The organism is Bordetella sp. 2513F2, from assembly GCF_054642735.1.
Map to the genome: position 1 here is coordinate 2,300,422 of NZ_CM137755.1, position 13,077 is coordinate 2,313,498.

13 protein-coding genes are annotated in these 13,077 nt (G+C 69.1%); 3 read left to right on the forward strand and 10 right to left on the reverse strand.

The window, feature by feature from the left end; genetic code table 11:
• Positions 1-16 precede the first annotated feature (16 nt).
• Positions 17-877: a 23S rRNA (adenine(2030)-N(6))-methyltransferase RlmJ gene (locus tag ACYBYQ_RS10845; RefSeq protein ID WP_459614192.1), complete on the forward strand. Its 861-nt coding sequence runs from the start codon at positions 17-19 to the stop codon at positions 875-877.
• Positions 878-895: 18 nt separating this feature from the next.
• Here the strand turns inward: ACYBYQ_RS10845 and ACYBYQ_RS10850 are convergent, their stop codons facing one another.
• The 3 genes from ACYBYQ_RS10850 to ACYBYQ_RS10860 all read right to left on the reverse strand — a co-directional run bounded on the left by ACYBYQ_RS10850 (position 896) and on the right by ACYBYQ_RS10860 (position 3,505).
• Positions 896-2,317, reverse strand: coding sequence for a dihydrolipoyl dehydrogenase (locus tag ACYBYQ_RS10850; RefSeq protein ID WP_459614194.1), 1,422 nt, complete (start codon positions 2,315-2,317; stop codon positions 896-898).
• 80 nt (positions 2,318-2,397) lie between these two features.
• Positions 2,398-3,126: a glutathione peroxidase gene (locus ACYBYQ_RS10855; protein ID WP_459614196.1), complete on the reverse strand. Its 729-nt coding sequence runs from the start codon at positions 3,124-3,126 to the stop codon at positions 2,398-2,400.
• 175 nt (positions 3,127-3,301) lie between these two features.
• Positions 3,302-3,505, reverse strand: a complete 204-nt coding sequence (locus ACYBYQ_RS10860; protein WP_459614198.1) for a heavy-metal-associated domain-containing protein — start codon at positions 3,503-3,505, stop codon at positions 3,302-3,304.
• Between the two features lie 146 nt (positions 3,506-3,651).
• Here ACYBYQ_RS10860 and ACYBYQ_RS10865 point away from each other — a divergent pair, with 146 nt between their 5' ends.
• A complete protein-coding gene (locus ACYBYQ_RS10865; protein ID WP_459618757.1) occupies positions 3,652-5,928 on the forward strand; it encodes a heavy metal translocating P-type ATPase in 2,277 nt (758 codons plus the stop codon).
• On the forward strand, positions 5,925-6,347 hold the full coding sequence (gene cueR / locus ACYBYQ_RS10870; protein ID WP_459614200.1) for a Cu(I)-responsive transcriptional regulator: 423 nt from the start codon (positions 5,925-5,927) through the stop codon (positions 6,345-6,347). The genes ACYBYQ_RS10865 and cueR overlap by 4 nt, the downstream gene beginning before the upstream one ends.
• A 38-nt stretch (positions 6,348-6,385) precedes the next feature.
• Here cueR and rlmD read toward each other — a convergent pair whose 3' ends face one another.
• The 7 genes from rlmD to surE form a co-directional block, all read right to left on the reverse strand.
• The gene (rlmD, locus tag ACYBYQ_RS10875; RefSeq protein WP_459614202.1) at positions 6,386-7,780 is read right to left on the reverse strand and encodes a 23S rRNA (uracil(1939)-C(5))-methyltransferase RlmD; all 1,395 of its coding nucleotides are present in this window, start codon (positions 7,778-7,780) and stop codon (positions 6,386-6,388) included.
• A 120-nt stretch (positions 7,781-7,900) separates the two neighbouring features.
• Complete coding sequence (locus ACYBYQ_RS10880; protein ID WP_459618758.1) at positions 7,901-8,659, reverse strand: TorF family putative porin; 759 nt, start codon at positions 8,657-8,659, stop codon at positions 7,901-7,903.
• 306 nt (positions 8,660-8,965) lie between these two features.
• Complete coding sequence (locus ACYBYQ_RS10885) at positions 8,966-9,598, reverse strand: hypothetical protein (protein ID WP_459614204.1); 633 nt, start codon at positions 9,596-9,598, stop codon at positions 8,966-8,968.
• A gap of 123 nt (positions 9,599-9,721) precedes the next feature.
• The gene (locus ACYBYQ_RS10890; protein ID WP_459614206.1) at positions 9,722-10,501 is read right to left on the reverse strand and encodes a 3'-5' exonuclease; all 780 of its coding nucleotides are present in this window, start codon (positions 10,499-10,501) and stop codon (positions 9,722-9,724) included.
• Positions 10,498-11,376 carry a peptidoglycan DD-metalloendopeptidase family protein gene (locus ACYBYQ_RS10895; protein WP_459614208.1) on the reverse strand — a complete coding sequence of 293 codons (879 nt, stop codon included), beginning with the start codon at positions 11,374-11,376 and terminating at the stop codon, positions 10,498-10,500. The genes ACYBYQ_RS10890 and ACYBYQ_RS10895 overlap by 4 nt, the downstream gene beginning before the upstream one ends.
• A gap of 32 nt (positions 11,377-11,408) precedes the next feature.
• The gene (locus ACYBYQ_RS10900; RefSeq protein ID WP_459614210.1) at positions 11,409-12,239 is read right to left on the reverse strand and encodes a protein-L-isoaspartate(D-aspartate) O-methyltransferase; all 831 of its coding nucleotides are present in this window, start codon (positions 12,237-12,239) and stop codon (positions 11,409-11,411) included.
• On the reverse strand, positions 12,224-12,985 hold the full coding sequence (gene surE / locus ACYBYQ_RS10905) for a 5'/3'-nucleotidase SurE (RefSeq protein ID WP_459614212.1): 762 nt from the start codon (positions 12,983-12,985) through the stop codon (positions 12,224-12,226). The genes ACYBYQ_RS10900 and surE overlap by 16 nt, the downstream gene beginning before the upstream one ends.
• Positions 12,986-13,077: the final 92 nt, after the last annotated feature.

Sequence of the window (13,077 nt, forward strand, 5' to 3'; positions counted from 1 at the left end):
AACTTCCGAGACCGCCTTGTTCAGTTATCGACACGCATTCCACGCGGGCAACCATGCCGACGTGCTCAAGCACGCCATCCTGGTCCACGTGCTCGACTATTTCAACCGCAAGGAAGCGCCCTATTGGGTGGTGGACACCCATGCCGGCGCCGGGCTCTACCGCCTGCAGAGCGACTGGTCCTCCAAGAATGCCGAGCACGCCGAGGGCATTGCGCTGCTCTGGGAGCGCGACGACCTGCCTGCGCTGCTGGCCGACTACGTGGCGCGCGTGCGCGAGCACAATCCCGACGGACAGTTGCGCAACTATCCGGGCTCGCCCTGGATCACGCTGCGGGCGCTGCGCAGCCGCGACCGCCTGCGGATGTTCGAGCTCCATCCCAGCGAGACCGACGTGCTGGCGCGCAATCTCGACAAATGCGATCGCGCCGCGCAGCGCCAGACCACGCTGTACGCGGCCGACGGCTTCGAGGGGCTGAAGGCGCTGCTGCCGCCGCCGACGCGCCGCGGCCTGGTGCTGATCGATCCTTCATACGAAGACAAGCGCGACTACCGCCGCGCCCTGCTCGCCGTCAAGGAAGGCATCCAGCGCTTCGCCACCGGCACCTATGCGGTCTGGTATCCGCTGGTGCAGCGGCGCGAGGCCGGCGAACTCGCGCGCCAATTGCAGCACCTGCAGGTCAAGAGCTGGCTGCATGCCACCCTGAGCGTGAAGAAGCCGTCCACGGACGGCTTCGGACTGCACGGCAGCGGCATGTTCCTGGTGAACCCGCCCTGGACCCTGCACGCGGCGCTGAAGGAGGCCCTGCCCTACCTGGCGCGCGAGCTGGCGCAGGACGAGCGGGCCGGCTACACCCTGCAGCAGCACGAGCAGCCCTGACGCGCCCGTCCCGGGCGTCTATGCCGCCTTGGGCTGTGCCAGGCTGCGGGCCTGCTCCAGCCGGGCCTGCGCGTCGCGTAGGGCGGTGCGCAGGCCCTCCTCCACCACCGGGTGATAGAACGGCATGTCGAGCATCTGCGCCACGGTGAGTTCCTGCTGCACCGCCCAGGCCAGCAGGTGGCCGATGTGCTCCGCGCTCGGGCCCAACATCTCGGCACCCAGGAAGCGGCCGCTTGCGACGTCGGCATACACGTGCAGCATGCCGCGGTTCTTCAGCATGACGCGCGAACGGCCCTGGTCGGAGAAGTCCACTTCGCCGGTCACGAAACGGCCCGGCTCCAGGCTGGCATGCGACGCGCCCACCAGCGCGATCTGCGGGTCGGAGAACACCACCCCCAGCGGCGCACGGCGCAGGCCCGCACGCACGTCCGGATAGCGCGCGGCGTTGTCGCCGGCGATGCGGCCCTCGTCGGCGGCCTCGTGCAGCAGCGGCGCATCGGCATTGGCGTCGCCCGCGATGAAGATCGGCGCGGTCCCCGCCTGCATGGTGTGGCGGTCGTATTGCGGCACGCCGCGGGCATCGCGCTGCAGCGACGTATGCTCCAGGCCCAGGCCCGCCACGTTGGGACGGCGGCCCGTGGCCACCAGCACGTAGTCGAAGCGTTCCGTGCGCTCGCTGTTGTCCAGCGCCACATAGCGCACCTCGACCTCGTCGTCCACGCGCTTGGTCTCGAGCACCCTGGCGTCCGGATCCAGGTAGAACTCTTCCTGGAACACGCGGCGGGCGCGCTGGCGCACCGCCGGATCGGTGATGCCGCCCAGGCTGCCGCTCACGCCGAAGACGCGCACCTCCACGCCGAGGCGGGCAAGCGCCTGGCCCAGCTCCAGGCCGATCACGCCGGGCCCGAACACGGCCACGCGGCGCGGCAGGGTATCCCATGAAAAGACATCGTCGTTCAGCACCATGCGGTCGCCGAGCGCCCGGAAAGGCGGCGGCACGCTGGGCGAGGAGCCGGTGGCGATCACCACCGAGGAGGCCCGGATCTCCGTGTGGTCGTCCACACGCAGCACGGTGTCCGACACGAAGCGCGCATAGCCATGCACCTTGTCCTCGGCCGGGATGTTCTCCACGCCTTGCAGCACGAAGCCCACGAAACGGTCGCGCTCGCGCTTCACCCGATCCATGACCTGCGCACCGTCCACCCGCACGGCGCCGTCCACGTGCACTCCGAACGGCGCGGTGTGGGCGGCCGCATGCGCGGCCTCCGCAGCCGCGATCAGCAGCTTGGAGGGCATGCAGCCCACGCGGGCGCAGGTGGTGCCGTACGGTCCGCCTTCGATCAGCAGGGCCTGCTTGCCGGCGGCCCGGGCGGCGCGGTAGGCAGCCAGCCCGGCCGTGCCGGCCCCGATGACCGCAACGTCGGTGTGCAATGTCTTCATGCTTCTATCCCTTGGAAATCGATATCAGAGACGCGGGCGCCGCCGCAGCGGCGCCCGGTCGGGTACAGCGGGTGCCGGACTCAGCCCAGGAAGGCCTTGAGGTCCTCGAGGCCGCCGATCAGCTTGCCGTTCATGAACACCTGCGGGGCAGTGCCCTTGCCCGACACTGCGCCGATCACCCGGCCGCGCACCTTGTGCTCCAGCGGGATCTCGAGCGGCGAGTAGCCGCGGGCCTCGAGCAGGGCCTTGGCTTCCACGCAGAACGGGCAGCCGGGCTTGGAGAACACCACGACCTGGTCAGGCTTCTTGGCGCCCGGAGCGATGTAGTCCAGCATCGTGTCGGCATCCGACACCTCGAACGGGTCGCCGTCCTTCTCGGGCTCGATGAACATCTTCTCGACCACACCGTTCTTCACCAGCATGGAATAGCGCCAGCTGCGCTTGCCGAAGCCGAGGTCGCGCTTGTCGACCAGCATGCCCATGCCTTCGGTGAAATCGCCGTTGCCATCGGGCAGCAGCATGATGTTTTCCGACTCCTGGTCCTTGGCCCACTCGTTCATCACGAACGTGTCGTTCACGGAAACGCACACGATGGCGTCCACGCCAGCGGCGCGGAAAGCCGGCGCCAGTTCGTTGTAGCGCGGCAGGTGCGACGACGAGCAGGTGGGCGTGAAGGCGCCCGGCAGCGAGAACACGACGACGGTCTTGTTCTTGAAAACATCGTCGGTCGTCAGTTGCTTCCAGTCGTTGCCCTCACGGACGGGAAAAGTCACATTGGGGACACGTTGGCCTTCGCGGTTTTGCAGCATTCAGAATCTCCTAGTGGTGAAAACGATGGCGGGATGCACAATCACCATGGAGGAGATAATAAACATGCACTATTGATGTGGCTAATTTAATATTCTTAATGCATCAATAGCCTATCTCATATGATGATTTAAACCACGATAGATTTTATTTAACTTCCTTGGACCCATGCGCCGTTCAGGCCGGGTCCTGCGCCGTGTAGCCGGCCTCCTCGATGGCCTGCCGTAGCGGTCCCGGCGTGGCCGCGCCGTCGATGCGCACGCGGTGCGTGCCCAGGTCGGCCTGCACCTGCGCCTGCGGCTCGACGGCCTGGACGGCAGCGGTGATGGTCTTTACGCAATGCCCGCAGCTCATGTCGGGCACCAGGAATTCGATGCTCATGGATTCCTCTGTCATTGGAAAGCGAGATTGCCAGGATAGGCCTTCCCATCATGGCAAGGTCAAGCCTAGAATGCACTTGACCTTGCCATGATGGGAAGGCTGATCATCCCAACATGACTTCCCTATCCGTCTCCCCGAAGGTCTCCATGGCCACCCCTGCACTGCACCGGCTCGAACTCGCCATCGAAGGCATGACCTGCGCTTCCTGCGTGCGTCGTGTGGAAAAAACGCTGGCCGCCGTGCCCGGCGTGGCCGAAGCCTCCGTCAACCTCGCCACCGAGCGTGCCCGGGTCGCCTACGACCCCTCGGCCGTGGAGGCCGGCGCGCTGGCCGCAGCGGTGCAGAAGGCCGGCTATGACGCGCGCCCGCTCGCACCCCGCGCAGACCACGCACAGCAGCTGGCGCAAGCGCGCGCGGCGCAGGCCCGCGGCCTGGCGCGCGACCTGGCGGTGGCGCTGGCGCTCACGTTGCCCGTATTCGTGCTGGAGATGGGGTCGCACCTGGTCCCGGCCATGCATCATGCCGTCGAGGCCACGCTGGGCCGGCAGAACAGCTGGCTGCTGCAGTTCGTGCTCGCCACGCTGGTGCTGGCATGGCCGGGCCGGCGCTTCTTCGCCGCCGGCCTGGCGGCGCTGTGGCGCCGGGCTCCGGAGATGAACTCGCTGGTGGCCCTGGGCGCCGGCGCGGCGTGGGCCTATTCCACGGTGGCCACCTTCGCACCCGGCTGGCTGCCCGCCGGCACCCGCAACGTGTACTTCGAGGCCGCGGCCGTCATCGTCACGCTGATCCTGCTGGGACGCATGCTCGAGGCCCGCGCCAAGGGCCGCACCGGGGCCGCCATACAGCGCCTGGCCGGGCTGCAGCCGCGCACCGCCAGCCTGCTGCGCGACGGCCGGGCCGTCGACGTGCCCATCGACGCCGTGCGCCCCGGCGACCTGCTGCGCGTGCGGCCGGGCGAACGCATCCCGCTGGACGGCCACGTGACGGAAGGACACTCCTACGTCGACGAGTCCATGCTCACGGGCGAGCCGGTGCCGGTGGAAAAAACGCCCGGCATGGCGGCAACCGGCGGCACCCTCAATACGTCGGGCAGCCTCACGCTGCGCGTCTCCCATACCGGCGCCGACAGCACGCTGGCGCGCATCATCCGCATGGTCGAGACGGCCCAGGGGGCCCGCCTGCCCATCCAGGCGCTGGTCGACCGCGTCACCGGCTGGTTCGTGCCGGCGGTGATGGGCCTGGCGCTGCTCACCTTCCTGGCCTGGCTCTGGTGGGCGCCGGCGCCCGCCCTGCCCCAGGCGCTGGTGAGCGCAGTGGCCGTGCTCATCATCGCGTGCCCCTGCGCCATGGGCCTGGCCACGCCCACCTCCATCATGGTGGGCACGGGGCGGGGAGCCGAACTGGGCATCCTGTTCCGCCAGGGCGACGCGCTGCAGGGCCTGCGCGACGTCTCGCTGGTGGCATTCGACAAGACCGGAACGCTCACGCTGGGCAGGCCCGTCCTCACCGACCTGCGCGCGGCTCCGGGCCAGGATCCGGATGCCCTGCTGCAGAGCCTGGCCTCGGCGCAGGCGCTTTCCGAGCATCCGATCGCGCGCGCCATCGTGGCGGCGGCGCGCGAGCGCGGGCTGGCCGAATTGCCCGTGGAGGATTTCGCCGCCATCACGGGCGCCGGCGTGCGTGCCCGCGTCCAGGGCCGCACGCTGCTGGCCGGCGCCGCGCGGCTGATGCGCGAGCATGGCGTGGACCTGGCTGTGTTCGAGAATCAGGCCGAGGCCTGGGGCCGCGAGGGCAAGACGCCCGTGTACGTGGCCCTGGACGGCAGCGCCGCGGCCATGGTGGCCGTATCCGACCCGCTGAAGCCCACGGCGGCGCAGGCCATCGCGGCCCTGCATGCCCAGGGCGTGCGCACCGCCATGATCACCGGCGACAACCGCGCCACCGCCCTGGCGGTGGCGCGCGCGCTGGGCATCGACGAAGTGCGTGCGGAAGTCCTGCCCGAGGGCAAGGTGCGGGCGCTGGACGAACTGCGCGGCGCAGGGCGCAAGCTGGCTTTCGTGGGCGACGGCATCAACGACGCGCCGGCGCTGGCCGCCGCCGACGTGGGCGTGGCCGTGGGCACCGGCACCGACGTGGCCATCGAGGCCGCGCCGGTGGTGCTCATGTCGGACGACCTGAGGGCCGTGCCCGACGCGATCGCGCTGAGCCGTGCCACGCTGGCCAACATCCGGCAGAACCTGTTCTGGGCCTTTGCCTACAATGCCGCGCTGATCCCGGTGGCGGCAGGCGCCTTCTACCCGGCCTTCGGCATCCGCCTCTCGCCCATGTTCGCCGCAGGCGCCATGGCCCTGTCCAGCGTGTTCGTGGTGGCCAACGCGCTGCGCCTGAAAGCCTTCCGGCCCGCCGCCCGGAGATCCGCATGAACATAGGCGAAGCGGCCCGCGCCACGGGCATCTCGGCCAAGATGATCCGCTACTACGAGACCATCGGGCTCATCGAACCGCCGCGCCGCACCGACGCGGGCTACCGCGTCTACGGCGAAAACGACCTGCACGCGCTGCGCTTCCTGCGCCGGGCGCGCGACCTGGGCTTCTCGGTGGCAGAGATGCAGGAACTGCTGACATTATGGCGCGACCGTGACCGCGCCAGCGCGGACGTCAAGCGCATCGCGCTCGCGCACGTGGCCGGGCTGGAGCGCAAGGCGGCCGAACTGCAGCAGATGGCTGCCACCCTGCGCCACCTGGCCCGCCACTGCCATGGCGACGACCGGCCCGATTGCCCCATCATCGAGGAACTGGGCGGCGCCGCGGAGCCGCCTCGCGAGCCCGCCGGCCGCGAATAGCCGCCGGGCCCCGCAGCGACCCCGATGGCGCACGCCGGCTATGCCGGCGTGGCGCCTGCCCCCTCCGGCTGCTGCGCGCGCGCTTGCGCCTCTGCCTGCGCCGCCCGCACCGCGGCTTCGTCCTGCGACTCGAACACCGCGATGGACTCGACATGGCCGGTGTGCGGGAACATGTTGATCACGCCGGCGCTCTTCAAGGCATAGCCGCCCTCGTGCACCATGATGGCGGCATCGCGGGCCAGCGTGGCCGGGTTGCAGGAAACATAGACGATGCGCACCGGCCGCTCTTCGGGCGCAAGCCGCGCCAGCGCCTGCGCCACGGCCTGCGCCCCTTCGCGCGGCGGATCGATCAGCATGCGGTCGAAGCGGCCCAGATCAAGCAGCCACTGCAGGTCCACCTCGAAGAGATTCAGCGTGGCGAAGCGGGTACGCCCTTCCAGGCCATGGCGGCGCGCAGCTTCCATGGCACGGTCGGTCAGCGTCTTGCTGCCCTCTATGCCCACCGCCTCGCGGGCGCGCGTGGCCAGCGGGAGCGTGAAATTGCCCAGTCCGCAGAACAGGTCGGCCACGCGGTCGCCGGGCTGCACCTCGAGCAGCGTGAGCGCGCGCGAGACCAGGCTGCGGTTGATGGCGTGGTTGACCTGCGTGAAGTCGGTGGGCCGGTATGGCATGCGCAGGCCGAACTCGGGCAGGCTGTAGGCCAGCGCATCCGCATGCTCCGGCTCGAGCGGATGCACGGTGTCCGGACCCTTGGGCTGCAGCCACCATTGCACCCCGTGGCGCGCCGCGAACGCGCGCAGGATGGCCAGGTCGCCTTCGGTGAGCGGCAGCAGGTGGCGCAGCACCAGCACCGTCACCGCATCGCCCAGCGCCACTTCGATCTGCGGCATGCGGTCGGGCGCCGACATGGCAGCGATCATGGCGCGCAACGGCATCAGCAGCGCACTGACCGGCGGCGGCAGCACGTGGCATTCGCGCATGTCGGCCACATAGCTGCTCTTGCGTTCGTGAAAGCCCACCAGCACCCCGCCCTTCTTGGGCACCACGCGCACCGACAGGCGCGCGCGATAGCGGTAGCCCCACGCGGGCCCCTGCATGGGCGCCAGCACGCGGGCAGGCTTGAGCTTGCCGATGTGCCAGAAAGTGTCTTCCAGGGCGCGCTGCTTGATGGCGACCTGGGCCGACGGCTCGAGGTGCTGCATGGCGCAGCCCCCGCACACGCCGAAATGCGGGCACCGCGGCGCCACGCGCTGCGACGAGGGCGCAAGCACGGACTCCACGCGGGCGATCTCGTACGAGGGCTTGCGCCGCACCGTCGACACCGTCACGCGCTCGCCCGGCAGGGCGCCCTCCACGAACACGACCTTGCCGTCGCGGCGGGCTATGCCCCTGGCTTCCAGGTCCAGGGACTCGATTTTCAGTACGTCGGACATCTCTTGCGGGCGATCTTGATTTCGGGTAACCCGCCATTGTAAGAGGTGCGCGCACGCCTGGAAAAACTCGCCGCATCGCCGCGGCCTGCCGCAGGCGGAGGCCGGCCGCGGCAACGCCGATCAGAACGTGCGCGACACCGAGGCCACCGCGCCCAGCCGGCCGGACGGATGGCCGTACTTGGTGGGCAGCCAGTTGTCCTTGTTGGCGCCGACGGCGGCCAGGCCCAACACCCAACCCTCCAGGTCCTTGGTGACGCCGAGCTTGTAGTCGACGTAGCCGCTGATGCGCTCGTCGTCGGCGGTGTAGGACACCGCGCCCTTGAGCCGCTGGTACCCTACGTGGCCCACCAGGCCCCAGCCGTCGCCCAGGTCGTAGGTGCCGCTGGCGTCCAGGTACCAGGTGCCCTTGGTATCGGCCACGCCGAAGAAGTCGCTGGGCGTGTACGAGTACTTCAGCGAGAAAGTCTGGTAGGTCAGGCCCAGGTAGATGTCGGTGTTGTTGATGTTTCCGCCGCTCTTGGCCGAGGACGAGCCGGGGTAGTAGTAATGCAGCGCGCCGATGTCCAGGCCCAGGTCGCCCGCCACCGGGCCGCGCCAGCCGCCGTAGAAGTCCATTTCCAGATTGCCCTCGTTGATCACGAAGTCCGAGACGTTGGAGTTCCAGTTGCCCAGGTAGAAGCCCGAGCTGTGGACCAGGTCGAAACCCAGCTGTACGGCCGGCCGGAAATCGGTCTGGGAATAGCCGCGAAAGCGGTAGTCGCTGACGACGGCGGCATTGCCGCTCAATGAAAAACCGCCGTCCAGGTCGGTCTCGGCCTGGGCGGTGGAAGCGAAGCATGCGGAAACGGCCAGGGGCAAAGCAAGCAACTTCTTATTGATCTTCATGGTGCGAGGTCCTGTGCGTAGGGATGAGCGCGGACGCCGCATGGGCGGTCGTCCGATCTGCCGCCCGGAATAACAGCCCCAACCGGGCGGACTCCGCTCACCAAGCACTTTCCATGCCACCTCGCCCCGCCAGGAACTGGCCCTCCAGGGGCAGATCCAGGCACCACAACGGCGTAATTCAATGATGCTTATTGTTATTTTTTGCATCATATGGGGGAGGAGAACCCCAACATGGCGCACCGCCTGCATGGCAGCGGCCCCAGGAGGCTCACCCCCGCGGGGCCGCTGCCGGTGGCCGTGTCAGGTTGCGTTGGCCGGCTGCGGGCTCTCGACGGCAGGCTCCGCCGGCTGCCCGCTCCGATCGCCGCGATCACCGCGCTTGGCGCGCTTCTCGAAATGCGCCTTCATGCGCGCCTGGTTCTCCTTGACGAACCCCGCGACCTGGCCGCGCTGCGTATCGTCCAGGCTGTCCCAGACGGCCAGCCATTGGTCGCGCACTGCGTCGGCCTGCTTTCGGAAGGCGTCCCGCCCCGACGCCTCCGCGGCCAGCAGCGCGCGGGGATCGAGCTTGCCGTCGGCCAGCTGCTTGTCGAGCAGTTCATGGCGCGACTTGCCGGACTCGCGATGGCCATCGAAAAGCTGGCGCTGTGCCTGGCGCGCCGCGTCCAGCTTGGCCTGCTGGTCGGCGTTGAGCTTGAGCGCCTCGAGCTGCTTCTTGGAAACGGGGCCCACACCAGGAATCATCAGGCCATCGCGCATCATCATCCTGGGACCGTGCCGGTGATCATGCTTGCCGTGATGGCCGCGCTCGCCCACCACGCGCTGCGAGGCGTCGCCCGCTTCGGTTGCGGCCATGCCGGGGGCGGCCAGCAAGCCGGTGCCCAGCACGAGGGCAAGGCCGGCCAGGGAACTACGGATCGCGTATCGGGACATTTGAATCTCCTGAAAGGTTTGAACGCGAGGCCATTGTGCGGGGCCCGCAGTTTCAGCCGGGTTTCGTACGAACCGGCCTATGTTTCAGTCGATTGCTCGGCGCCGCGCAGTGGCGCGGTGGCGTCAGGCCGCGTCCCAGGCGGCCAGGTATTCCTTCCAGTGCGGGGCCTCGCTGGCGGCCAGCGTGTCGCGCACCAGCGCGATCTCGGCATCGTAGGAAGCGGCGTCGAGTTCGCCGCGCAGGAAGCGGAAACGGCAGTACACGAGCCAGGTATTGACCACGTCGGTTTCGCAGTAGGCGCGCACCGCATCGGCCTGGCCCTGGCTCCACGCTTCCCAGACCTTGCTGCCGTCCATGCCCAGCTTGCCCGGAAAGCCGCACAGCTTGGCGAGTTCGTCGAGCGGCGCATTGGCGCGGCCGTTGTACTTGGCCAGCACGTCCATCAGGTCGAGATGGCGCGTATGGTAGCGGCTGATGTAGTTGTTGAACTTGAAATCGCGGTCTTCGTCGCCGAGGTCCCAGTAGCGCGGCGCCGGCACGCCATGGATCAGGCTGCGGTAGTGCAGCACGGGCAGGTCGAAGCCCGAGCCGTTCCAGCTGACCAGCCGCGGCGTATAGCGCTCGATGGTCTTGAAGAACCCTGCCAGCAGCACCGGCTCGGGATCGTCCGGCTGGCCGAGGGTCTTGACGCGAAAGCCGTTGTCGTCGCGGAACACGCAGCCGATCACGGCCACGCGATGCAGGTGCAGCGGCAGGAAATCGTGGCCCACCGCCTCGCGCCGCGCCGCAAACGCGCGTTCGACCACGTCGGCGTCGCTCAGGTCTGCGCCCCATCCGTTCAGGCGGCGCAGCCCCGTCACGTCGGGCAGGGTTTCGAGGTCGAATACCAGCGTGGGCGTCATCGCGACGGCAGGTACTGCAGCGGATCCACCGGCGTGCCCTGCCTGCGGATCTCGAAATGCAGGCGCGGCGACGCGGCGTCGCTCTGCCCCAGTTCGGCGATCTTGGCGCCGCGCTTGACGTCCTGGCCGGTCTTGACCAGCAGTGCGCGGTTGTGCGCGTACGCCGTGATGAAGCCGTTCTGGTGATTGATGATGATGAGGTTGCCCAGGCCGCGCACGCCGTTGCCGCTGTACATGACCTTGCCGTCGGCGGCGGCCACGACCGGATCGCCCGGCGTGCCGGCGATGTCGATGCCCTTGGTGGCGGCACTGAACTTCTGCATGACGGCGCCGGTGGCAGGCCAGCCCCAGTTGATCACGCCGGCGTCGGCGGCGCGCGACGGCGGCGGCTCGGCCGGCGCGGGCGGCGTGGCTGGCGGTGGCGTGGTGGCGGCCGGCGGCGTGGTCGTGGCCGGCGCCCCGGGCTCGCCCAGCGGCACGGGCTCGGGTTGCGGCGGCTTGGGAGCGGGCACCGCGCCGCTGGGCGCTGCCGGCGCCGAGGCCGAACCCGACAGCTTCAGCACCTGCCCCACCGAAATCTGGTTGGGATCGGTGAGGTTGTTCCAGCGCTTCAGGTTCTCGATATCGAGGTTGTAGGTGCGCGCAATCCGGTAGAGGCTGTCGCCCGGCTTCACGACGTAGGTGCCGCCCGGCTGCGCCGTGGCCGATTGTTGTCCGGGGGAGATATCGACGACCGGCGCGCGCGTGCCCCGCGAGGCGCAGCCGGCCAGCAGCAGCAGGCCCACGATGGCGACCGACGTCGCACAGCGAGAAAAACGTACCCCGCCGGCGGCGGGGTGAAGACGATCGGTCAGTGGCAACTGCCCGGTGAGCATTCGATTCTCCTGTTTGCTCGAGATTGATTCGCTCAAGATTGTATGCCGGCGCGCAAGGGCACGAAGCGCACAGTTTCAAGTTCTTGACGATTCCAGCTGGCGGGCCCCGTGCGCTCGATCAGCACCAGCTTCTGGCTGGAACCGCCTTCCGGCGCGATCAGGCGCCCGCCCTGCACCAGTTGCATCAGCAGCGCCTGAGGAATGCTCAGGCCCGCGGCAGCCACAACAATAGCATCGAACGGCGGCACGCCGGGCACGCCCAGCATGCCGTCCCCATGGATCAGCCGCACGCGCGTGGTGAGGCGCAGCGCGCGCAGGTGCGTGCGCGCCATCTCGTAGAGGCCGCGGATGCGTTCGATGGCATGCACCTCGCGCACGAATTGCGCCAGGACGGCGGCCTGGTAGCCGCAGCCCGCCCCCACTTCGAGCACGCGCGCAGGCTGGCGACCCTCGCAGGCGGCGGAAATCATGCGCGCGACCACCCAGGGCTGGGAGATGGTCTGGCCATGGCCGATGGGCAGCGCGGCATCTTCGTAGGCGCGGCTGGCCAGCGCCTCGTCGACGAACAGATGGCGCGGCACCGCCGCCATGGCCGACAGCACCCGTTCGTCGGTGATGCCCTGCTTGCGCAGGCGCTGCACCATGGCCTGGCGCATGCGATCCGAGTTCAGGCCGAGGTTGGATCCGGCGGCAGGCTGCTGGCGCACCGGCTCCGGCCGCGGCAAGGCCGCCGCCGAGATGCGCGTGTTGCTGTTGGCGGGCGTGATGCCGGGCACGGCGCCGGCTGCGCGCGTGCCCACGGGTGCAGGGCGCGGCGGCGTGCCCAGCGAGGACACCAGGCCGGGGATCAGGCGCTTGCGCATAGCGGCTCCGCCCAGGCCCGCACTTCGTCGAGCTGGCTGTGCTGGGTGAGGTCCAGGCGCAGCGGGGTGATGGACACCGCGCCCTGCGCCGCCGCATGGAAATCGGTGCCGGGCGCGGCATCGGCCGCCAGCCCCGCGGGGCCGATCCAGTACACGGTATCGCCGTAGGGCGTGGTGGTGCGCACCACGGGCTCGGACGGATGGCGCTTGCCGAGCCGCGTGACCTCGTAGCCCGTCAGGTCTTCGAAACGCCGGTTGGGGATGTTGACGTTGAGCAGCACCGGCGCGGCCAGCGGCTCGGCCAGGTGGCGCTCGACCACCTGGCGCGCCGCCCGGGCGGCACTGTCGAGGTGCTCCCAGCCCTTGTCGACCAGCGAGAAGGCGATCGAGGGAATGCCGAAGAGATAGCCCTCGCTCGCAGCGGCCACCGTGCCGGAGTAGAGCGTGTCATCGCCCATGTTGGCGCCGTTGTTGATGCCCGAGACGACGAGGTCGGGCCGGGCGTCCATCAGGCCGCCGGTGAGCGCCACGTGCACGCAGTCGGACGGCGTGCCGTTGACGTAGACGTAGCCGTTTGCGGCCGTGCGCACGGTGAGCGGCCGGTTCAAGGTCAGGGAATTCGAGGCTCCGCTGTGATTGGTTTCGGGCGCCACCACGGTGAGCTCGCCCAGGCCTGACAAGGCCTGCACCAGGGCTTCCAGCCCCGGCGCGGTATAGCCATCGTCATTCGAGACCAGGATACGCATCGACTCTTCCAAAAACGATTCGCGGCAAAACGCAACCGATTGTACGGCAGGTGCGCGGCGCGCGCGGGCTTCTCGCGGAGCCCCGGCTCCGG